The sequence below is a fragment of the Vibrio rotiferianus genome (assembly GCF_002214395.1).
Taxonomy (GTDB): domain Bacteria; phylum Pseudomonadota; class Gammaproteobacteria; order Enterobacterales; family Vibrionaceae; genus Vibrio; species Vibrio rotiferianus.
The window spans coordinates 725,571-747,779 of sequence record NZ_CP018311.1 but is presented as its reverse complement, the minus strand read 5'-3'; the positions used below and the strand labels follow the sequence as shown (position 1 = coordinate 747,779).

Sequence of the window (22,209 nt, the reverse complement as noted above, 5' to 3'; positions counted from 1 at the left end):
TGCCTATTTCACGTGCATGTTCGCTACGTATTCATCTTCTGCCCAATACATACGTTCGGCGACTTTGGCTTCCGGATTTAGGCTAACGCCATCTAAGACGCGCTCTCTAAAACGCAAGTAGCCGCCTTTATCAATCAGATGTCCCATGTGGAGGTAAATCGGCTTACCGCCCAACATCTCTTTTTCAAATTCGAACAGATTGTCGATGACAGGGTGTAGGACGTCTTCCGTTACCCAATTGAGGAACATCTTGCCAACGCGAGGGGTCTTCTTCGAAGTTCGACCGCCCAGTTTGACCATATAGAATTGTTTTGGATCTCGACGCCAAGCCAGTGTTGGACAAGCAAGCACACATTCGCCGCAGCCAATGCATTTGCTTTCTTCCTTCACCGCTTTACCGTCTTTGAGTGACAAGCAATCTACTGCGTGGTGCGTACAAGCTTTGACGCAGGCGCCGCAACCAATACAGCGATGACTTTCGAAATTAATCTTGGCGATACCTAAGATGCCAAAATCCGCCATATTGGCTTTGGCACAGTCGTTCGGACAGCCTGCCATGACCATTTTTAAATGGTATTTGCTAGGGTAAACGTGACGCTCCATTCGCTGCGCCAAACCAGTGGTATCGGTATTGGCTTTCTGACAGATTCGACTGCCCTGACACGCGACAATATTGCGCCCACCAATCGACTGATAACCTGCTTGTGTGTCTTCGACATCAATGCCGCATGTATCAACGGTGATGTCTTTGATGAAGGGCTCAAGCGCTTTATTGACCTCTGGAATGTCTTCATAACGAATGCCGGGCATCGCCAGTTTTTGTCGTGTGGTGAGGTGAATGACACCATTGCCCCATTTTTCGGCGATCTCTTGCGCAGCACCGAGTAAGTAAGCGGGCATGATGCCGCCCGGAATGCGCACGCTGATCATGCACTCGCCACGGACTTTCGATAGGCGGTAATCGCCATTGGCGCGCATTTTGATGATATCTACGTCCACCGTCATAGTGATTCCCTCCTAATCGATCATGGTTCTGGCGTGGTCATAACGGAAAACCGGACCATCCAAGCACACGTATTTGTCGCCAATTCGGCAGTGACCGCATTTACCCACTGAGCAAGCCATTCTGCGTTCGTAGTCGACCCAAATCTGTTCTTCTTGAATGCCTCTGGATAAGAAGTCCTGCACGACAAACTTAATCATGATCGGTGGTCCCACTACGATGGCGCGGATGTTTTCTTTGTCTGAGAGGTCGAGCTTGCTGATGTGCTCGGTGACTAGGCCGCTCTCATAGAAATGCTCATCGCCACCATCATCCAAGGTGGTGATGACGTGATTGGAGTAAGACCAATTCAGCAAGTCGTTTTTGTACAACACGGCATCTTGGTTTTTGAATCCGAGGATCAAAGACATCTTTTTCACATCACTTGGGTTGGTGTGAAAGTAGTTAATCAGCCCTTTAACCGGAGCAACGCCAGTGCCGCCCGCAACCACAATGAGGTGTTTATCTTGGTATGCTTCCATCGGGTAGCCGTTGCCCATTGCGCCGCGCATCATCACGCGATCACTGGCGTTTAATTGGAACAGCTCGCTGGTTACCTTGCCGACATTACGTATCAGCAAGTCGACGTAACCTAAGCCGTAATCAGAGACGGAAATAGGTGCTTCGCCCACAAGGGATAGACCCACTTCGACAAATTGTCCGTAGTGCACCGGAAAGTCGCACGCAACGCGAAAGTTCCATTCCAGTTCTGTGTGCTTCTCGATATGAATAATCGGGTAGCTTTGCGGCAGCATTTTGTTTTCACAATCGCACATTAGAGCGCCTCCTCTACAATCGATGTCATCTTGTTGATGATGTTGCTAAATGAGATGTAGTGAGGGCATCGGTCGTCGCAGCGCCCGCATCCGACACACATATGGTGTTCGCCTTGGCGAGACTTAAAGTCGTTGACCTTGTGTAAGGCGCGATAACGTAAACGCTCTCCAGTTTTATGACGGAAGCTGTGACCGCCTGCCATATCCGAGAAGCCATCAATCATGCAACTGGCGTGTTGGCGGCGACGTTCACCCACTTTGGCTTCTTGGTTGTAAACCACATCAAACACGTTGAAGCAGGCGCAAGTCGGGCATGAGGAAGTGCAGCGACCGCAACCAATGCAGCGTGAATCGTATTCTGACCACACCGGATGGCTGAGTAACACTTCACGTATTTTCGTTGGGTCATCGCAAACCGAATCTGGTGTGCGGACTTTGACCGGATTGGACTTGACGAAGCTGACGCTGTGCTCAACGTCTTTGCCTTGTGAAAAATACGGTGTCAGTTCTGGATCTTTAATGGTGACAATGGCGCCGTGGTCACTAAATTGCACTGAAGCGGCGAAGTTGTCAGTTTTGTTGGTACCCATAGAGACACAAAAGCAGTTTTCGAAACTTTCGCTGCATTCAATTAGTACAAGTTTGAGTTTCTGACGCAGACGTTTGTAATAGAAATCTTCGTGACCGCCGTTTTCTAAAAACATGTAATCAAGACTTTTGAGCGCATTGATGTCACAAGCTCTGAGAAACAGAAACACAGGACGCGCATCGACGCTTGATTCTCGCAACTCTTCGGCGTTAAACCAAAACAGAGTTTCCGTGATCGGAAAGACGATCTCTTTGGGTGAAAAATGGCTTTTCTCTTTCCACTCCAGTTGGTCGTAACGTTCCAATTCTTGGTAATCCAAATTTGGGGTATGGGCAAAACGACCCGCGTATTCTTCATAGACGGGCGCCATCACCTTATAGCTCTGACGTAACGCCTCGATCGCCGACCCCATTTGCTGAGTAGTTAAAAACTTAGGCATTGTTCTATCTCGTTATTTTCAAAAACTAATGAATCGTGCGTTCTAGACAGGGCTCGGCGGTGGATTCAAACCACTCCAATGACTGTGAGAGGGAAACCACGTCTCCAACCACTATGATTGCTGGCAGTAGTGGTTTTTGCGTTTTGCAGGTTTCATACAGTCCGGCTAAAGTAGTAACGATCTTGTTTTGATTTTCTCGTGTCCCATTACTGACGATGGCGCAAGGTGCATCTGGTGCGAGACCGTGTGCAATGAGGTTGTCTGCGATCGCTTCTGCTTTGTGTAGCCCCATGTAGAAAATTAGGGTGTGGTCGATGGCGGCAAGTGCGCTCCAATTCGGTTCGCTAGCATCATTACAGTTTCGTCCCGTTACCAAGGTTACACCCCTCGAAACTTGTCTATGAGTGACCGGTATCCCCGCGTAAGCGCAGCATCCAAGTGCCGCAGTTACACCCGGTACAACCTCATAGTTGATGCCTTGCTGTGTTAAATAGGTCGCTTCCTCACCGCCTCGACCAAATACAAACGGGTCGCCCGCTTTTAAGCGACATACCGTCAGACCTGTGATTGCGTAGCCCTTCATCATTTCGTTGATTTCTGCCTGAGTTTGCGAACACTTACCGTAGTGTTTACCCACGCAGATTTTTAAGGTTTTTCGTGGAATCACATCCAAGACTTCTTCCGAAACCAAGTAGTCATAGAGCACAACATCAACGCGATTAAGCAGACGAAATGCTTTAATGGTGAGCAGCGACGCATCGCTTGTGCCTGCTCCAACCAAATAAACCTGACCATAAGATGGATTGGATGCCTTCATGAGAAAATACCCCAAATCAATACAACGAATAGGATGGCGGCAATAACCCAATAAAGAACCTGATGAACGTTATCGCTGACCCAACCTAGTTCTTCTAACATCTCGTTAGTTAGGTCTAAATTTATCTGCTCTACGTAATCGTCCAGTTCTTTCATTTTCAATTGGCTTCGTGCAATCCCCTGATGCATTTAAGGTTATTGATGAGAGCTGTTAAGTTAAATCAAAGAAAAATAAACACCTGTTCAGAACTGATTAACGAGAGGGTGTTTAAGGGGGTAATTTGAGGTGATGAAAATACGGATTAAAGGGGAGGAGGAGTGTCAGGTTTTTTACTTAACTAACTGTAATAAAAATAAAAAAGCCAGAGCGATGTTTGCTCTGGCTTTGTCGTTATTCGTAAGAAATGCGCTATGCTGCTTTTAGGTGGCAGACGCGATTCTTGCCCAATCTTTTTGCTTGATAAAGTGCTTTGTCAGCTTGCTCCACCACATGATGGTAGCTAGTTTCTAATGGTGTAAATCCGACGCTTGCCGTAAATCGGACATCACCGCAGCCAAGGGATAAATGGCTCCGTTGCAATGCTGTCAGGAAACCATCAAGCTGGTGCTTAGCATCAAATTCATCATTGGCTTGGAATACAACTGCAAACTCTTCACCGCCATAGCGCGCTAAGCAAATTCCCTTTGGCTTAGGGAAACTGTCCCGCATTACTTCGGCTGTTTTTTGAATCACTAAGTCACCAACGGGATGACCATACTTATCATTGATGTACTTGAAGTTATCAATATCGATCATCGCAATGAAGCGGTTCTCACTGCCAAGTTCTCGAGCAACTTTTGTTGCCAGACACGCTTTGTTTTCTAGCTGTGTCATTGGATCTTGATGACGTAAACGGTCATGTAACTTTAGGTTTGCTAACGCGATTTGTGCATAGTTTTGGATTAAGTTGAGAATACATTTGTAAGTCGGAAAGCGACAGCAGACATAAGTGACAGCCAGTAACTCCTGACCATCAAATAATGGAATGCAATAGTGGTTTCCATGAACTTTGAGTTTCTGAGCCAAAACATCCGAGTACTTTTTACTTCGATAGGATATTGATGACTGAGAAAAGCTTGCCGCTAGTTTGGCATCAGATAGGGTGAGTTTCTTATTGCCGTGGTAATCAAGGGTATAAAAGCCGTGATTAATACTATCGTAAACGCAGAACTGTATGCCTCGATCAAAACAGAAGCGGTGAAGAACGCTTTTAAGTCGGGCCTTGAACTCACCAATATTCTTAGCACTGTTTAGTTTAGCTAGTGATAAATGCAGTTGGTATGTGAGGTAATTAATAATGATAGCAAGTGCTAACAGGGATGCTATCACGGCGGCAGTGAGAGTAAACTGGTAACTACTGCTTAAGATATCGGCTCGATCTGTGCCAGCAACAAACACCCAGTTTAACGAATTGTCAGCATCAAAAACTGAAACCTTGAAGTGATCTTGGTAGTAATACTCGTGCTTGCCAAATAGAAGACCGCTAGCAACTTTCTCATGTATACCGCCGTGAAAGCTAATGGATTTATCGCCAATACGGCTAGGGTTTGGGTGAAATACAAGGCGCCCTGTGTCTCTATCTACCACAAAGACATAGCCCTTGCTTAATGTCTTCAAACCTCTTAACTGTTGGGTAGAGTGCAGGAGATTGAATTCTATCCATAACTGGGCGTTAGAATTTGGCAGAACATGTTTAACTGCAAATACCCATTCCTGTTTTAGATTGGGATATAAAGAAGAAATATAGAAATTGTCACTGATGGTATCGAGTTTGTGCCAATTGATATGAGAGGTATCTGCTAGGGCTACTTGGTTGGATAAGTCGTAAGCTACCTCTCCGTCACTTTTAGTGAATAAGATGTTTGAGTATTGAGGAGAGTAATCGAGGATGCCATCACTTAATGCTAGAAAATCGTCGCTCTGTAAGTTGTTATTGTTAGCCCGCAATGCTCTTTCTAATAGATAGAATTTACTGAAGGTAGCTTCAATTTGTGAGCGGATAAGCCTATCAGCAGTAATCAGGTTTGTCTGAGACTGACGATAAACCATTGTTTCAGAGTCAACAAACTGCGAATGAGCTAAATAGATCATTAAGCCCGCGAGAATGACCAAGTAGGGCCGTAGTATGCGTATTAATAGTTTAGGAAAAGCCATGCCAAATAACGTTGGTTTATAATGTGATTTGGCTGCCAATAGTAGACTTATTTCATGTTCATAACAATGCGTATGGTGTGTTTAATAACAGAAAGAAAACTCTATATCTGAGAATGCGTTAGAAAAGCGCCCAGATCTGAGTCTGGGCGCGTAAGTAGTATCATGATGTTGAGTATTATGGCTGAAAATGAAGAATAGCCATAGAGGTTGGAGACAAGAGTACTTCACCTTCAGCATGTCCAGGATTTAGGTTACGAACGTTAGTATCACAAATCGTTACCCATTCCTGATCTCGGTCATTTGGAAGTTTAAAGCGAGCAGGGACATTGGTTTGGTTGATCAGGTAAACAAGCTCTTCTCCATCTTTGCCAATTCCCAAATGTAAAGCAACTGAACTCAATCGGTTCCAATCGTCATGCTCCATCAAGGTGCCATCAATGCGGCGCCAAAAGATGCGGTTGTTATTGCGATTCTCACCACTGAACGCACGAATGAAAGGCACCATATATTGGTTTCGGTTGGCGACCATTTGTGACATCCACGTCTTGAAGTGTTGTTTACGTTCCGATGACGTCCAATCTAGCCAACTGGTTTCATTATCTTGGCAATAGGCGTTGTTATTACCACCTTGTGTATGTGAGAGTACGTCTGCAGTCAGGATATGCGGAATTCCAAATGCAAAGAGTAAACTTGCCATTAAATTGCGCTTTTGTTTTTCACGCGTAGCAATGATCATTAGGCTGTCAGTTTCGCCTTCGACACCGTAATTCTCTGAGCGGTTGTCACCGTGGCCGTCGCGGTTCTCTTCGCCATTGGCTTCGTTGTGCTTCTGTTTGTAAGACACAAGATCTTGCAAGGTGAAGCCGTCGTGATACGTGATGTAGTTGACTGTGAGTTTATAAGGCCAGTTTGCTGCACTGTAGATGTCACGAGAGCCCATTAAGCGCGTTGCGAATTCCTTCAGGTAGCCCTGATCTCCTCGCCAAAAGCTGCGTGAGATGTCGCGCAGTTTGTCGTTACATTCGTTCCAACCAAATGGAAAATTACCGACTTGGTATCCGTTAGGGCCGATATCCCAAGGCTCTGCAATCAGCTTGGTTTCACGCAATATTGGATCCTGCGCTACGGATTTAAAGAAAGCGGCTTCAGGGTTGTAGTCATCACCTTGGCGACCAAGTGTGGCTGCCAAGTCAAAGCGGAAACCGTCGACTTTAAACTCGCTCACCCAGTAGCGCAGAGTATCCATGACAAGATTTAATGCTGGCTGATATGTTAGATCTACCGTGTTGCCACAGCCTGTATAGTTTGCGAAGTGCTGGCCATGTTTAATATAAAAGCGAGGATCGAGTGCTTTTAGGTTGAAGACAGTGGAGCCTTCGCCTCCTTCAGCGGTGTGGTTGTAAACCACGTCTAAAATTACTTCAATGCCGTGCCTATGCAGTTCTCGTATGGTGGTTTTCAATTCCGTTACGGCATCTTTTTCTGCATAGCGCGGATCCGGCACCATAAACAAGTATGGGTTATAACCCCAGTAGTTCACCTTATCCATCTTTAACAGATGTGGCTCATGCATACAGGCCGCAATCGGCAACAATTGCAGAGTGTTGATATTCTGCTGCTTGTAGAAGGCTAGCATTTCTGGAGACACTAACCCTAAATAACGACCTCGATCTTCGATTTTCACTTCAGGATGTTGCTTCGTTAATCCCTTTACGTGTGTTTCGAATAGCGTCATCTCTTCTCTGGGAATGCGTGGGTGTTCCGTGTCTTGCCAGTCAAACTCATCTTCAATAACCACACACTTAGGCATATCAAAACTTTTGGCTGGAGAGAAGGGAGGTTGATAGTGGAGAGCTTTATCAATGGATTTTGCGTAAGGGTCGGAAATTAACAAAGGTTGGTCTTTATGCGTTACGACGTACCCATATTTTTGCCCGAGCTTGATGCCTGGGATAAAGGTATGGCGAATACCAGCGTATTCATTGGGTAGATCGTGCAAAGTGTATTCGCTCTCACTAGAAAACAAAGCGAGCTTGATGTCTTTGCTGTTTGGCGCGTGAATTGAAAAGTTACAACCTGCAGTATTCAAAGTTGCGCCAAGTGGGTACGGGCGAGAGTGAAATTTTGTCATTAGGGAATCTTTTTTTAATTTTATTGCTACCTTTAAGAAACTATAAGTAAAAAACTTTGTCTTACTAAGGTCAACCACCTCAACGACAAAAATATAAATGTAATTTAATTACTTTCTACTACCCATATTTTGCAAAAATATGAAATGGATATCACTTTGTAGTGACGTAAAACAGAATAAACTTACTAATTCCTCCCTAGATTGGTGATCTGACTCGAAAAAACACCATTCGGTAATTTCTCTCATCCCTTCTCATCCCCCCTAAATTAGTTTGGGGTGGAGGAAGTCATCCTTGTACGCCTTGGGTAACCTTAAGACTGTTGAAACAAACGGGGACTTGTTCCCATCTTACCTCTTTTTCTTTTGGTGGTTTTTACTGCCTATAACACCAAGAGAGAGAGCAGGGAAGACAGAATTATAAATACCCTTAATGGAGTTAAGAATGAAAAAAGTAAGTGCAATTGCTGCTGCTGTAGCTGCAACTTTAGCTGCTGGTTCTGCTTTCGCGGTGGATTTCCATGGTTACATGCGTGCTGGCGTTGGTGTAAGTGCTGACGGTGGCCAACAGGTTACATTTGAAAAGAACAAAGTAGGTCGTCTAGGTAACGAAGGCGATGTTTACGGTGAAGTTCAACTAGGTAAAGAAGTTTACAACAACAACGGTAAAACGTTCTACGTAGACTCTATGTTCGCAATGACTTCTAACGGTTCGAACGACTGGGAAAGCACATCTTCTAACTGTGGTCTAAACGACGCAGGCGATGCTGTAAGCTGTACAGATGACGCACAATTTGCTCTTCGTCAGTTTAACGTTCAAGCGAAAGGTGTTCTGAACTTCGCTCCAGAAGCAACACTTTGGGCTGGTAAACGTTACTACCAACGTCACGACATCCATATCTCTGACTTCTACTACTGGAACATCTCTGGTGCAGGTGCTGGTATCGAGAACATCGAAGCAGGCCCAGGTAAACTATCTCTAGCATGGATTCGTAACGACCGTAGCGATATCGCAGACCCAGGTAACGATGGTAAAGCGGCAAACGTGAACACTCTTGATGCACGTTACGCTGGCCTACAAGTATGGGATAACGCTTCTCTAGAACTAGGTCTAAACTACGCTCTAGTTAACGAGACTGATGCTGCTCCAAACAGCACTAAAGATGCTAAAGACGGTGTAATGTTCACTGCTGAGTTGACTCAAGGTCTAGATTCTGGCTTTAACAAAACTGTATTCCAATACGGTACAGAAGGCTACTCTAAGACAATGGCATTCTACGGCGACGGCAGCTGGTACGGTGCTGAAGCAAAAGATGGCGCATCTGGTTACCGCTTCATTAACTGGGGTGTTATCAGCATGGGCGAAAGCTGGGAAATGGGTCACCAGTTAGTATACGGTGTAGGTGAAGAAATGTGGGGCGGCCAAGACAAGTGGAAGACTGCTTCTGCTGTAGTTCGCCCAATGTACAAGTGGGACGACAACCACAAAACTATCTTCGAAGCGGGTTACGCTATGGATGATAACGATGGTTTCGAAAGCACTTACGGTAAATTCACTGTAGCGCAAGCTTGGTCTGCTGGTTCTAGCTTCTGGGCTCGTCCTGAAATCCGTCTATACGCTTCTTACCTAACAGCTGACGATGACAACAGCTCTAAGAAGTTTGACAACGGTAACGCAGACGATACTTTCCAATTCGGTGTACAAGCTGAAGCTTGGTGGTAATCATCTGACCATTTAAGTCCTAAATTGTCCTAGAATGATACAGCCAGAATTTCTCTGGCTGTATTTATTTTAAAAACAAGAAGAGTTGAGGTTAACGGTAATGAAAAAATGGCTTGCTCCCGTAATACTGGGAATGTTGGCTACAGGCTGTTCTACTATCGAGCAAGTAGAAATGAGTCCAAGCGGTCAACAACAGGTGATTACTCAATCGAGTGATATTCAATGGATTCCCGTTGAAGTACCTTTAGTTACTGAGTTTGCTTTGACTGATAAAAGCCAGATGCTTCTAAATGGAGAAAGTGCTGGCGCAATCGCAGCATTTGCACTTCCTGGTAACCGCGGCAGTCTTGATATTAAACTTGAGACGTTCGTAAGCAAAGAATTGCAGTTTTACGCGCCAAACGTTGCAGTAATAAACTCCCGTGGCGAAACTATCTACCAAGCAGATTTCTCACAGTTTAAGTATGAACCAGCAAAACTACTCGATGATGATAAGTTTGTACTTGATCTTAATGTAATTCCAGACATGACAGGTGATGAGCTGCATGTATTGATCTACACTACCTCATCTGACCTGAAAGGCAGTACTCAGGTTCTGCATCCTGCAAAAGCTTTCGCTATGGCGCGACATACTCAGCCGCCTGACATTGCTGATCCGCAAGCGAAACACAGCCCACTTGGTCAATTCCGCTTTTCAGTATCTGCGAATGACATCGTAAATACTAAGATTGTTGCGAAAAACGACAATATTCCTCAAGGTACGGATTTAACAAGTTACTACCATAAGTCAATCAAAGCGGCAGTAGCAGCAAACGATATTCCGAAAGCTCTCACACTACTTGATGAAGCAAAAGAGCTAGGTATTGAAGGTGCGCAAGAAGTGTTTGTTAAAGCAGTGAATACCAAATAATTGAATAAAAAAGGTCAGCATTATGCTGGCCTTTTTTATAGTATTTTATTCAATGAAAATACACCCCTACATATAGTTAACTTATTCACAAAATTATTTGTTTTACTTTGTTTTTTATATTTTATGGATCAATAATTAAATAATGTTCCTAACCTTAACTTACGTTGATTAGGAAATAATTGAAACCATCAAAGTAAATTGCCTAAGTAACTTACAGAATATCGCTCTTTATATTTAAGTGGGATATTTAATATATATCACAATCTTATTTGTCGGTTATTTACTTTCTATTATTAAAAAGGAATTAACGTGAAAATGAACATGATGAAGTCTTCGCTTGCTGCTGCTTTACTTGTTGCCCTTGTGGGTTGCCAATCAACCTCTGAACCAGAAGCTGCTGCTGAGTCTATTGTAAATATGTCACAAGACGAAGTTGTGGCGTTCATGGCGGCTTGTGATAACCCTGATAGTGCAGTAAAAGGACCGATCTCAAAACCATTATTTGTAGTAGGCACATTTGCTGATTCAGATTGGAAACATGTACCTCAGCGCCAGTACTCTTATAAAGGAAACAACTTTTATCAGGTAGTAACCGAAGAAAAAGTAGGTTCTTACAAAATGCAGTATGCGACAGAGTTGTGGTTCCCTCAGTTTACTGCAAAAGGCAATCGCATGAATGTAGGCGAGTTAACTCCACTAACATTTGGTGGCTACGGAACAGATACTGTTGTTGAAATAAAAGAAGATGGTAAATATGTATGGAGCCTTCAGTTTGAAGGTAAAGGCAAGCCTCTTCATGTGATGGTAAATAAGTGCCAATAATATTCCATTTAGTTATTTAAAAGTTATTCTTTATTTATTAACCCCTGCATGGAATACGTGCAGGGGTTTATTTTATTTTGGGAGAGTTTTATGAATAATATCCGCTATAAGGCATCGTTATATAAAACGTTGTTGGCATTAAGTGTGGTTGGAGCACTATCAGCTTGTAATTCTTCCGGTGGAGATGATAACAATAATACTCCATTGCCTGATACGAGCTATGCCTGTCAAACGAGCATCAAGGAACAAAGTAATCAACTTCGCATGTATCAGATCATGGTTGAAAGCTTTGTTGATGGAGACTCGAGTATTGGCCACGGCACGGGTTATGGGACCAGCCATCACAATGGCGACTTGCAAGGTATTATTGATTCACTCGACTATATACAAGACTTAGGCATAAACGCGATTTGGCTAACACCAATTTTTGAGTCTGAAGCCATTGATGGCCAAGATCATTGGGCGGATCGTTTGGATGCTACAGGATATTTCGCGACAGACTATTTCAAAATTGATCCCCGTTTTGGCGATTTGGAAACCGCGCGAACGTTAGTTAATGAAGCTCACAAGCGTGGCTTGTATGTCTTCTTTGATGGTGTGTTTGGTCACCATAAAAATGGGTTAATCAAACCATCGCCATCGGGTTTACTACCTTCAGGTGCGAGCAACCCAGTCGATTACCCTGCAAGCTTAGATTTTTATAAAGAAGTTGCTACCTATTGGGTGAAAGAGCTGAAAATTGATGGTTGGCGTTTGGATCAAGCGTATCAAGTACCAACAAATGCTTGGACGAAAATTCGTAAAGCAGTGGATGAGGCCTCACAAAATGTCACTTATACCAATGCTGATGGCAAACAAGTGAACCCATTAGGCTATATGGTGGCAGAAGTCTGGAAGGGCGAGTCTGATATTGCGAGTGAGGCGTACGGTTCTGCCGATGACCCCGCATTATGCTCAGCGTTTGACTTCCCAATGCGCTATCGTATCTTGGAAACACTTGCAGTGAACGAGAGTGGTGTTGGTGGGCGAGGTGTTGATTGGCTAGACAATGGCTATCAAACCCACAATCAGTACCCAGCTCATGCTCAGCCAAACTTGATGATTGGTAATCACGATTTAGTTCGCTTTGGTGATTTGTTGCAACGAGGCGGCTTGGCTGATGTGAATGATGCGGAATACTGGCTACGCCATAAAGCAGCTTTTGCTTTCCAAGCCGCTTATACCGGGCCAATCACTCTTTACTACGGTGATGAAATTGGTGACCAAGTTGATGGCTTTGCCGCAAAAGAAGACAACAACACCTGTGCTATTAGAGGTGTGTGTGATGACCATGTTGCTCGCAGCAGCGCAAAGATTGAAGGAATAACGGCAACCTTAGACGCTAATCAAGTTGATTTGAAAAACTACGTGAAGTCATTGATGAATAAGCGTGCTGCTCACCCTGCTTTATACCAAGGCTCTCGTACTAACTTGGTCGCGAGCAATGGCAGTTATGTGGATTTGAAAAAGTCTGGTGATGACCAAGTATTGTTTGCACTCAATACGCTTGAGAGCGCGCGCAATATTGTGCTAACAGAGTCACAAGTCGGCAGCAATCAAGCGCTGATAGATTTAATGACAAACCAACAAATCACACCAAGCAATGGGCAATACCTGATCCCAATGTCTTCTTTACAGGGACGCTTCTTTAAGGTGACGCCAAGCGCTAAATAAAATCAACTTCTCGATCCAAAGCCAAGTGCAGCTGCTGACCCCCATAGGCACTCACTTGGCTTTTTTACTCCGTTATCCTTCTGTTTTATATCGAACAATTGTTGTTATCTTTCGTCATAAACAGTACGCAGTTTGTGAGATGTTCTGCACGAGAATGAGAATATTCACATTCATGCAACGTAAAATTGTGATTTGACGCTTATTTATACGTAACCATTATGTTTATCTTTTCGTGGATTTATATAACTAATGGAAAATTATAATGAAATCCATAGCGAAACCCCTCTTTATTCTACCTTTGCTTTGCTCTCCATTTGCCTACAGTGATGTCATTAACGGTGACTTCGAACAGTGGAGTGGCAATACGCCAACCCAGTGGACGGTGATTGATTCTGGTATTGCAGTATCTCCTACCAGTAATCAAGTTCAGTCTGGTGGTTTAGCCGCACAAGTGGTCGTGAATACGGGGACACAAAGTAACACCGATTTTTTGCAAACCATTAATGTGGAGCAAGGAAAAACTTACCCATTTTCAGTTTCTGTTTATCACACTGAAGGTAATGTTAAAGCGCGTCTGATCGTCGATGGATACCATGGTTACACGAACCCCAACCAAACTAATCAATGGCAGCAGTTAACACACAGTTATACCGCATCATCAAATAAAACCATTAATGTCGGTCTAAGGTTCTATGATGAATCGGGCTTTGATGGCTCAGAAGTGGTGTTCATTGATAACTTTCTACCGAACCAAGATAGTGGTGGTACTCAGCCTCCAGTTGAAAGTTGCAACGACAATGAAATCCTATTGACTTTAACGACTGACAGTTATGGCTCAGAGACTAGCTGGGAACTGAAGGACAACCAATCAAAAGTACTGTTCTTTGGTCAAGGTTTCGATTCCTCTAAAACCTATGAAAAAACCATGTGCCTAGCGGATGGCGATTATCAATTTACCATCAATGATAGCTATGGTGATGGTATTTGCTGTAGTAGCGGTAACGGCTCATACGTCTTGATGTTAGGTCAAGAAACGCTAGCATCAGGTGGTGAGTTTACTCAATCGCAAACCACCAATTTCACCCTTGGTGAGACAACCACGCCACCCGTGGTTGGGGAATATTACAAAGCGGCAGAGGGCAAAACTGGCTTTGCATTGAAAACAGCACTGTTCAATATCATCAATAACCACACGGGGCGAGGTTACTCGGCGATTTGGACCTTGGTGAAAGATGCGGATCTGGATAACTATTATGAAAAAGATGGTTCGATTCTTGATATGTATTCGGAAAAGCCGCTAGGCAATGACACGGTTAGTTTCACTAAAGTCACAGACCAATGTGGTCAATACAGTAAAGAGGGAGATTGCTACAACCGAGAACACTCATTCCCGAAAAGCTGGTTTGGTGGCAAGGTAGAGCCGATGAACTCTGATGGCCACCACCTGTTTGCAACGGATGGCTATGTTAATGCGAAGCGTAGTAATTGGCCATTTGGTGAGGTTGGTAGCAGCACTTACATTTCTAGTAATGGCTCAAAATTAGGTTCGGCGAGCGCGTCTTTGGGCTACTCAGGTACAGTATTTGAGCCGATAGACGAATTTAAAGGAGACTTTGCGCGTGCGTATTTCTACATGGCAACACGCTATGAAAACGTTATTGGTAACTGGGAGGCGAACTCCAGTAGCTCTGATGCGGTTCTCAATGGTAACAGCACGACAGTATTTGAACCGTGGATGCTAAGCATGCTTAAGCGTTGGCATAAGAATGATCCTGTTAGTGCAAAAGAACTGAGTCGTAACCAACAAGTATTTGAGTTTCAAGGAAACCGCAATCCGTTTATCGATCACCCTGAGTTTGTTGAGATGATTTGGGGCAATTAACCCTCAACCATTAAGAACACGAAAGCCGCTTAAGTTAAACAGATTAGCTTGGCGGCTTTTTTAGAGAACAAAAAAGGGGAGGTATTAACCTCCCCAAACTAGCACATGATTGCGCCTACTGTATTAGTTCTTCGTTACAGTTACGATTGGAGCTGCTTTGTCTGCTGCATTGAAGTGGAAGTTGTAGCTTCCATCTTCAGGTAGCGTGATGCTGATGTTGCCGCTCGCACTACCCGCTTCCATTGTTAGAGGTGTGCCAAACTCAATCGCCCCTTGGCCGCCGAAGTTCGTTTCTGCCGCCCAGTCAGAGCTTGCAATCTTCATGTCGAACTTACCTGCAGTTAGAGTGATATCTAGAGAGTAAACATCATTTGCAACGTAGCTAAACTTGGCTGTTTCAACTGCTGCCCAGCTAGCGTCTGTAACATCACCGCGAAGGTAAAGCGCAGTTTCACCAAATGTTGGTGCATCAGCAGACTTGGTTACTGATACAACAGGCTTTTCAACACTTTGATCTTGAACGTGTAGAGCGTTCAGGGTGAAGCTGTATTTACCTGTTTCTGCAACAGACAACTTACAGTTGCCTTCTGTACCTAGGTTCAATGAGCCACTTGCTTGATCTGCAGCGTCACAGCCAATGTTTGGATTTGACCAACCTGCGTCAGCAAACTTAAACTCGTGCTCACCTGCTTCTAGTACACCCGTTACTGAGTACATACCGTTACCGATAAAGGTCATTGCCCAGTCACTGTTATCAGACCAACCGTTCATTGTACCTTTAACGTAAACCGCAGTTTCTCCATAAGGAGGAATGCTTGATACGTCTTTGTTGTCAGTATTTACTGGTAGGCCAGCACCTTGCGCACCAGCTTGTGGTTGAACAAATACAGCTGTGGTTAGTGCTGGTACTGTGAATGTCTCACCAGAGAAGCTCGCGCTTTTCACGATGTCATCTGCCGAGTTTTTCTGAACTTCATGCAGTTCGAAGCCCGCAGCGCCTTTAACAGTGAAGGATTGAGCTGTAGATGTCGAGTTAACTACCGCTACGATTGCATCGTAGTTAGGATCCAAATCTGCACCAGCAGATGTGCCGTCATCAATCGACATAACGATCAGACCTTCAACTTGGTTGTCACCAACATTGCGGAAGTCTACACGGTTCATCACGTCTTGAGCGGTATCTAAGCGGAACAGTTCGCTTGTACTACGGATTTTCAGTAGTTCCAGGAATTGTTGCTTAGTTAGCTCGATATCATCTTTATCAGGCATTGCACTTGCATCGTCGATGATCTTCTTGATCAGTTCCCAGTTCGCGCCGTCTTTGTCTTCACGAGGTAGGCCAACGTTCCAGTTGTTATCGCTTCCGTCGAAGAAAACACGGTTGAACCAATCACCAGAATCGTAAGAGTCACGCTGCATTGATTTAGAACGAAGCAACTCAGAACCCATGTGGATGAATGGAATACCTTGTCCTAACATCACTGTGGATAGCGATACAGACTGCATACGAGCTCGCTCAGCAGAGCTTGTACCTGTCGCGATTTTATAAGCGTTGTTGTCCCATAGGGTTTGGTTATCATGCTTAGAAACGTATGAGATATTCTCAGAAGGCATCTTAGTGTAGCCCGCAGGAGCACCATTGTAGTCTACGTTTTTACCAAGTTTTGTCTCGCCTTTGTAATCTAGAAGTACGTATTCTGCTAGGTTACCAGCCATGCCGAGACGAACGAGATCTTGGTTATGTAGACGACCATTAACAGCATCTGCATCAGTCTTAGTTTCTTCGTTTGGATAAGCTGCGTTACCAAAGCCTTGGTTGAAACGAAGAGGATGTTTGCCTTCCGAATCTACACCACCATCGAATGGGCTGCCACCGCGAACCGCATCGCGTAGACGGTCAGAGAATGTACCAATCTCAGTGCCTGCCATGTTGATTTGGGTTGCTTGGTCGAAGCGTGCGTTGTTTGCTACTTCACCAAAGTCCCAACCTTCACCGTAGAATAGGGTGTTAGGATCGATTTCACGAACTTTCTTCAGTGCATAAACCATCACATCTTTTGGCTGGTGGCCCATTAAGTCGAATCGGAAGCCGTCAACTTTGTAGTCGTCTGCCCAAATCAATAATGAGTCAACCATCAGTTTACCCATCATCAAGTTCTCAGTTGCTGTGTTGTCACAACAAGTAGAGTTTTCAACACCACCAGTGTTTACGTTTAGGCGGTGGTAGTATCCAGGGACGATCTTATCGAGTACAGACTTATCATTTACGCCAGATGCATTAGTGTGGTTGTAAACCACGTCCATGATAAGTTTTAGATCCATTTTGTGTGTAGCTTGAACCATTTCACGGAACTCAAGAATACGCTTAGAACCGTTTGGATCGGTTGCGTAACTGCCTTCAGGCACAGTGTAGTGGAATGGGTCGTAGCCCCAGTTGAAGCTATCTAACATGCGTAGATCGTTCATCAGAGCTTGTGCTGCGCCTGTCGAAGGATCGTAGCTGTTAAGCAGATCTTCGATCACTTTGCCGTTGTCTTCTGTACCACAAACAGCCGCTTCCGGTTTCACACCACAGAGTTTTCCTACCGTATCTGTAATATCAACACGGTTTTCTGCATTTTCATCTACGGTTGCGATGTCAAAAGCAGGAAGGATATGCAGCGTAGTTAGACCTGCGTCTTTTAGTGCTTGTAGGTGAGATACTGATTCACGATCTGCTTCTGTTAAGGCAAGGTATTTGCCGTTCAGGCTTGCTGTACCTTTACTATCATTGAAGCTGAAATCGCGCAGGTGTGATTCGTACAGTACGTGGTCTTCGTCTTTCTTCACAGTTGGTCGATCATAGTTATCCCAACCTGCAGGTTTTAGGCTAGAGTCATCGAGATCAACAACTTGAGAGTACAAAGAGTTTTCAGATAAGCTCAAAGAGTAAGGGTCTGTTACTAGGCGAGTTTCAATTTTACCTGTTGTTGGGTGGTAGACCTTCACTTGGTAGCGGTAGTACTGATTTACTACATTGCTTTGTGCCTCAGAAGCCCAGATACCCGTTTCAGGGTCTTCTGTCATAGCGACTGTCGCTTGTTCGTTTAGGTTTCCATCATAAAGGACCAGTTCTACTTCTTGAGCGGTTGGTGCCCAAAGTTTGAATGTCGCCGCCGTTCCTTCAACAATTGCACCTAGCTCTTGCCCGATTGCGTTACCGGCTTCAGCGTCAGCAAATACTGCATCAAGAACCCCTGGTTTTTGCACTTCAGTTGCCGAAGTGACATCACCATTTGCATTGTAAGCAACCATCACGATTTGTGATTTTAGGATTTTGTGGAGGATATCTGCATCCACACTGATACCCGCAGCTTTTAAGCCAGCAAGATGACGGAAACGAGATTTAAGCTCATCCGATAGTTCACCAACCTTAGTGAGTTCAACTGCAGTGCCGCCAGTAATCGTTTTGTCTTCACCCATCTTGATATCATTGCTCAAGCTGTAGAACAGCTTGATTGAATCAGCGTTTTCGGCTGCTTCCCAAGCGATGGTTTCCGCGTCTAACCAATGTGCTTTCTGGCCGTCGATATCGACTGGACGCTCTTCAATTGGTTCGTAATAAAGTTCGCTACTACCATGGAAGCCAAATAGTCCTTTTGACTCGCCAATTTTCGTTAACTCAACTTTAGAGTTGGCACTACCGAATGCTTTGTCATCACCATTGTGAAGAATAAAGTTCATACACTCATGCGGATCAGACGCATCAGGGTTTACTTTAAGTACATAGTAAGCACCATAGGTGTCGCTGATACCATCAAATGGGCGAGGAGCACTCCAATCTGTACCGCCTGAGCCAATTCCCATCGCATCGAGGTCGGTGCTGGTACAGCCTTCGCCATTCCATAGGTGTAATCCCCAGCCTTCGTAGTCACTTGCACTAGACGCTGCTGCGGTGTCTCGTTTGTAGTAAACAACGACTTCATTTTCTCCAGCAGGGTATAAGCCAGAGTTACCTGGGTTGGTGTTGTCATCGTTTGTACTGTCGCTGCCACAGCCGCTAAGTACCGCAATTGACAGAAGCGGTAGAACGGTTTTGGCAACGGTAGATAGTTTGAATGTTTTGTTGTCCACGTTTACATATCCATTGTTATAAAATCTGAAAGTAGGCAGAGCAAGATGCTCTAGAGGAAATGTGCACGTAAATGCTAATACACTGATGCATCAGCAAAATGTGAATACAGGCAGCTAAGTTATTTGCAAGTTAAAATTTAGTCACAGTATGAGTTTGGATCACAAATTAAGTACTAAACTCAACACATAATGAGAGATGCGACTCAAAGCCTATATATAAATTAAGTGAGGAGTAGAGCGGGGGGATGATAAAGGAGGAGAATCACTCAGCCCCATTAGTGTGATTGAGATCTATAAATTTTTAGCGCTTAATTTGTAAGTAGAAAAAAGATTTACAAATTACGTAGTGATAGCAGTCCCCTTACTGTCTCAAACTTCAGATTTTGATCAAACGGTCGTTATATAATAAAGAGATATTTTAAGCGCCCTGTTGGGGTATGTTTAAGCCGATATATAAAAGAGGCTAACTATGAGTAGCATGGGGATTGCTATTGGTGCAACTGGCCTTTCTCTTATTCTGATTTTTGTCTGGATGATATCGCTGTCGATGCGGAAAAAGCGCATAGAGCTTGAAAAGAAAGCTCGCGAAGCTGCTTATCGCCGAGCGATGCAAAAGGCACGCGAACAAGAAATCAAAGAACGGGAATTTAAAGCAGAAACGGGTCATATTCCGACAATCCTGTTTTTAGCGAAAGAGGCAGAGAGAGGAAACGTCAGGAAGGCTTATTACTGGTATGACAAAGCGGCAAAGCTAGACAATGTTACTGGGATGTACGGCGTAGTTCGCTTAAGTGAACGAATGCGTGAAGATGTCATTCTGAAAGAGCAAGCCAACTTTTGGCGCATCGCAATTGCTGGTGTTGAGGGTGATGTTGAAGCTAAGTTTGCGACAGGAAAAGCGTTGATTTTTGGGCGTGGTACGGAAAAAAACATTCCTAAAGGATTGCAGCTAATACAAGAAGCCGCCGAGGAGAAGTGTATTCCGGCGATACTTTATATGGGGGATTGGCAAAAGTCTCCTGATAACCTTGCTCGAAATGAAGCTGATGCTCTCTACTGGTACATGCGAGCAGCAGAAGAAGAAAGTCCTGAAGGTAAAGTGCAAGTAGGATTGTGCTATTTATATGGCACGGGAGTAGAGCAAAATCATCAAAAAGCGTGCTATTGGTTAGAAAGGGCTGCAGAAAGCGGTAATGCAGAAGCCATGTATCATGCAGGTGAGGCTTGGAAAGACAACGGAAAAACGGGGAATGCGATAGCCTATGTTTGGCTATTCTTATCGGCTAGCTTTGGTTATGAGCCTGCTAAAGTTCTGCGAGACAAGGTTGCGGCTAACATTGGTGTTGATGTTGTTGTTGGACTGCAAGCCATCGCAAAGCCGCTGCAAAGGAAGCTGAGTTCTGGAGCTGTTAAGAAGCACTCGATTATACGTGCGCTGAATAAGGTATATAGCCGTGAACCATATTTTCCAAATGAAGAAGACTTGTTAGTGCCCGGAAATGATGAAGAAATGGAAGGTGTCATCCAGAGTGATGCTACTTTTGAACCACAGAGCGCAGAGCAACTTGATGGTGCGAATGTGAGTGGCAGTTCTCCTGAAACGACACTGTCAAAAGAGGCATTAGATTTCACTCAGAACTTCTTGTCTCCTCAGAAGCCGCACTAGGTCAATAACCCTTAATTTTTGAGTTTCTTAGTGATAGCCCAAGTAACAGCCGTTGCTTGGGCTTTTTTATATCTGTTGCTATACCCAAGTTACGTCGAAATGCTAGGTTCAGTGAGAATGATTTGGTTTGTAGGCGAGCGGTGACTGAAAGGTCTAGTGAGTCTAAATCAAGAATTGGAGTATACGAACCAAGACAGCTTTTCCTTCGGGAGCGTGTTACAGACCCGCGTTCTTTTTTAAAGAATCGCTGTGTTAAACAGCTTGGAGAGTGCCCGCTATTACACTGTGTTGTTGTCCTTAAATTCGAATCAATGACAGCACGTTGAACTCTGCATCTTGAAGTCACGATAGTGATACACGGTTAGAGTAGTTGCATATTAAAGTATTTCTTACACTAGTGTTAATTTATAGCTACTTTTGTCTTTAAAATTTTTATCCTAAAAATGTAGAAATATTATTTTTTGTTAATGAGTGGATATTTAATAGCGTACACTTTCTGTTCTTATTTCAACATAAAATGGAAACATGATCTGCTTTGTAAATGTTTTTCTTGTATAGAGGGAATTCCCCCCTTGTTTCTTCAACCTAATATAGCTCAAATCAGGTTCGCTAAAAATAAAAAGTAAGTTTGCTCAGTAAATGACAAATTAATAACTTCAATGGATACAAATTAGTTTAACTAATAGCAGCTATTAATTTTTGTATTAGTAAAAGCAAGCTTTATATTCTGACTTATATTGAAAGCTCATGCCTTTAGTATGGTCTCTAGCGAATTATAATATAGAACGCAGTTCTAAAAGATTTAGGAAGTGATTTTATTTAACATTTTTAGTATAGAGTCGGAGGTTGCTTTAGCCTCCTAGATATACTTTAGTAGAGATTTGTGTATGTTGAGAATCATTAGTGCAGATAAGTTCATCTCATCAAGGTTTATCTTGGAATACAGCAAAGTGGAGTTTGCGTCTTTGTTGGGTGTTTCCGTTGCTAAGATAACCAATATAGAGAGTGGCAAATCTTCGATTCCCCCTGTTTACGATTATGCGATTAACCATTTGCTGAGTGAACACCCCTTCAAAGACAGCGCCGTAGAGGCTCTGTGCACGCATGAAACGCTGAACTTTGCACGTAGAGTTGATGTGAACTCTAAGGTGCAACGTTTGTCCTGTAAGCGTTGTGATAGCCGAAGGCTACATGTGATGGCAGGTATGAGTGGGCTTTACTTCGTTGAGTGTATGGACTGTAAACATACGATGTATTCATCGGGCATAGCTGTTAAGCGCTACCAGCAATGGTCAAATGGTGGAGTAAAACTCGATAGCCATTTATTTAATTGATTTTGTATTAACCTACCATTCAAAGTAAAAAGCCATCAGCATTTGTGTTGATGGCTTTTTTG

The 22,209-nt window shown here is 43.9% G+C and carries 15 protein-coding genes; 7 read left to right on the top strand and 8 right to left on the bottom strand.

The genetic code is table 11. The annotated features are described in order from the left end of the window. Positions 1-3: 3 nt before the first annotated feature. From asrC to glgX, 7 genes are all read right to left on the bottom strand, one after another. Positions 4-1,005 carry a sulfite reductase subunit C gene (gene asrC / locus BSZ04_RS03515; protein WP_088879547.1) on the bottom strand — a complete coding sequence of 334 codons (1,002 nt, stop codon included), beginning with the start codon at positions 1,003-1,005 and terminating at the stop codon, positions 4-6. A 12-nt stretch (positions 1,006-1,017) separates the two neighbouring features. After that, complete coding sequence (asrB, locus tag BSZ04_RS03510; protein ID WP_088879546.1) at positions 1,018-1,818, bottom strand: anaerobic sulfite reductase subunit AsrB; 801 nt, start codon at positions 1,816-1,818, stop codon at positions 1,018-1,020. Beyond that, positions 1,818-2,846 (bottom strand): anaerobic sulfite reductase subunit AsrA, encoded by a 1,029-nt coding sequence (gene asrA, locus BSZ04_RS03505; RefSeq protein ID WP_088879545.1) that lies wholly within the window; start codon positions 2,844-2,846, stop codon positions 1,818-1,820. The genes asrB and asrA overlap by 1 nt, the downstream gene beginning before the upstream one ends. Positions 2,847-2,871: 25 nt before the next feature. Then, complete coding sequence (gene cobA / locus BSZ04_RS03500; RefSeq protein WP_088879544.1) at positions 2,872-3,663, bottom strand: uroporphyrinogen-III C-methyltransferase; 792 nt, start codon at positions 3,661-3,663, stop codon at positions 2,872-2,874. After that, a complete protein-coding gene (locus tag BSZ04_RS25000; RefSeq protein ID WP_167381300.1) occupies positions 3,660-3,818 on the bottom strand; it encodes a hypothetical protein in 159 nt (52 codons plus the stop codon). Before BSZ04_RS25000 ends, cobA begins: the two co-directional genes overlap by 4 nt. 253 nt (positions 3,819-4,071) lie before the next feature. Next, positions 4,072-5,793 carry a sensor domain-containing diguanylate cyclase gene (locus tag BSZ04_RS03495; protein ID WP_088879543.1) on the bottom strand — a complete coding sequence of 574 codons (1,722 nt, stop codon included), beginning with the start codon at positions 5,791-5,793 and terminating at the stop codon, positions 4,072-4,074. Between the two features lie 238 nt (positions 5,794-6,031). Next, positions 6,032-7,987, bottom strand: a complete 1,956-nt coding sequence (gene glgX, locus BSZ04_RS03490; RefSeq protein WP_088879542.1) for a glycogen debranching protein GlgX — start codon at positions 7,985-7,987, stop codon at positions 6,032-6,034. A gap of 442 nt (positions 7,988-8,429) precedes the next feature. On the opposite strand from glgX, the gene BSZ04_RS03485 reads away from it, so the two are divergent. The 5 genes from BSZ04_RS03485 (at position 8,430) to BSZ04_RS03465 (ending at position 15,034) form a co-directional block, all read left to right on the top strand. Beyond that, positions 8,430-9,707 carry a maltoporin gene (locus BSZ04_RS03485; RefSeq protein ID WP_088879541.1) on the top strand — a complete coding sequence of 426 codons (1,278 nt, stop codon included), beginning with the start codon at positions 8,430-8,432 and terminating at the stop codon, positions 9,705-9,707. 100 nt (positions 9,708-9,807) lie between these two features. Further along, a complete protein-coding gene (locus tag BSZ04_RS03480; protein ID WP_088879540.1) occupies positions 9,808-10,617 on the top strand; it encodes a MalM family protein in 810 nt (269 codons plus the stop codon). 315 nt (positions 10,618-10,932) lie between these two features. Beyond that, positions 10,933-11,439, top strand: coding sequence for a hypothetical protein (locus tag BSZ04_RS03475; RefSeq protein ID WP_010450585.1), 507 nt, complete (start codon positions 10,933-10,935; stop codon positions 11,437-11,439). A gap of 90 nt (positions 11,440-11,529) precedes the next feature. Further along, positions 11,530-13,152 (top strand): alpha-amylase family glycosyl hydrolase, encoded by a 1,623-nt coding sequence (locus BSZ04_RS03470; protein ID WP_088879539.1) that lies wholly within the window; start codon positions 11,530-11,532, stop codon positions 13,150-13,152. A gap of 262 nt (positions 13,153-13,414) precedes the next feature. After that, positions 13,415-15,034 carry an endonuclease gene (locus BSZ04_RS03465; protein ID WP_088879538.1) on the top strand — a complete coding sequence of 540 codons (1,620 nt, stop codon included), beginning with the start codon at positions 13,415-13,417 and terminating at the stop codon, positions 15,032-15,034. Between the two features lie 123 nt (positions 15,035-15,157). Here the strand turns inward: BSZ04_RS03465 and pulA are convergent, their stop codons facing one another. Continuing rightward, positions 15,158-19,147, bottom strand: coding sequence for a pullulanase-type alpha-1,6-glucosidase (gene pulA, locus BSZ04_RS03460; RefSeq protein WP_088879537.1), 3,990 nt, complete (start codon positions 19,145-19,147; stop codon positions 15,158-15,160). Positions 19,148-19,616: 469 nt separating this feature from the next. Here pulA and BSZ04_RS03455 point away from each other — a divergent pair, with 469 nt between their 5' ends. Both BSZ04_RS03455 and BSZ04_RS03450 read left to right on the top strand, forming a co-directional pair. After that, the gene (locus tag BSZ04_RS03455; RefSeq protein WP_088879536.1) at positions 19,617-20,813 is read left to right on the top strand and encodes a tetratricopeptide repeat protein; all 1,197 of its coding nucleotides are present in this window, start codon (positions 19,617-19,619) and stop codon (positions 20,811-20,813) included. A gap of 887 nt (positions 20,814-21,700) precedes the next feature. Further along, entirely contained in the window at positions 21,701-22,147 is a 447-nt protein-coding gene (locus BSZ04_RS03450) for a helix-turn-helix domain-containing protein (protein WP_010450595.1), read from the top strand. Positions 22,148-22,209: the final 62 nt, after the last annotated feature.

Bases quoted from the DNA above. Each gene is read 5' to 3' on its own strand.
- BSZ04_RS25000 (WP_167381300.1), bottom strand. From the start codon at position 3,818: ATGAAAGAACTGGACGATTACGTAGAGCAGATAAATTTAGACCTAACT.
- asrB (WP_088879546.1), bottom strand. From the start codon at position 1,818: ATGTGCGATTGTGAAAACAAAATGCTGCCGCAAAGCTACCCGATTATT.
- BSZ04_RS03455 (WP_088879536.1), top strand. From the start codon at position 19,617: ATGAGTAGCATGGGGATTGCTATTGGTGCAACTGGCCTTTCTCTTATT.
- BSZ04_RS03495 (WP_088879543.1), bottom strand. From the start codon at position 5,793: ATGATCTATTTAGCTCATTCGCAGTTTGTTGACTCTGAAACAATGGTT.
- BSZ04_RS03470 (WP_088879539.1), top strand. From the start codon at position 11,530: ATGAATAATATCCGCTATAAGGCATCGTTATATAAAACGTTGTTGGCA.
- BSZ04_RS03465 (WP_088879538.1), top strand. From the start codon at position 13,415: ATGAAATCCATAGCGAAACCCCTCTTTATTCTACCTTTGCTTTGCTCT.
- cobA (WP_088879544.1), bottom strand. From the start codon at position 3,663: ATGAAGGCATCCAATCCATCTTATGGTCAGGTTTATTTGGTTGGAGCA.
- asrC (WP_088879547.1), bottom strand. From the start codon at position 1,005: ATGACGGTGGACGTAGATATCATCAAAATGCGCGCCAATGGCGATTAC.
- asrA (WP_088879545.1), bottom strand. From the start codon at position 2,846: ATGCCTAAGTTTTTAACTACTCAGCAAATGGGGTCGGCGATCGAGGCG.
- glgX (WP_088879542.1), bottom strand. From the start codon at position 7,987: ATGACAAAATTTCACTCTCGCCCGTACCCACTTGGCGCAACTTTGAAT.
- BSZ04_RS03450 (WP_010450595.1), top strand. From the start codon at position 21,701: ATGTTGAGAATCATTAGTGCAGATAAGTTCATCTCATCAAGGTTTATC.
- BSZ04_RS03475 (WP_010450585.1), top strand. From the start codon at position 10,933: ATGAACATGATGAAGTCTTCGCTTGCTGCTGCTTTACTTGTTGCCCTT.
- BSZ04_RS03485 (WP_088879541.1), top strand. From the start codon at position 8,430: ATGAAAAAAGTAAGTGCAATTGCTGCTGCTGTAGCTGCAACTTTAGCT.
- BSZ04_RS03480 (WP_088879540.1), top strand. From the start codon at position 9,808: ATGAAAAAATGGCTTGCTCCCGTAATACTGGGAATGTTGGCTACAGGC.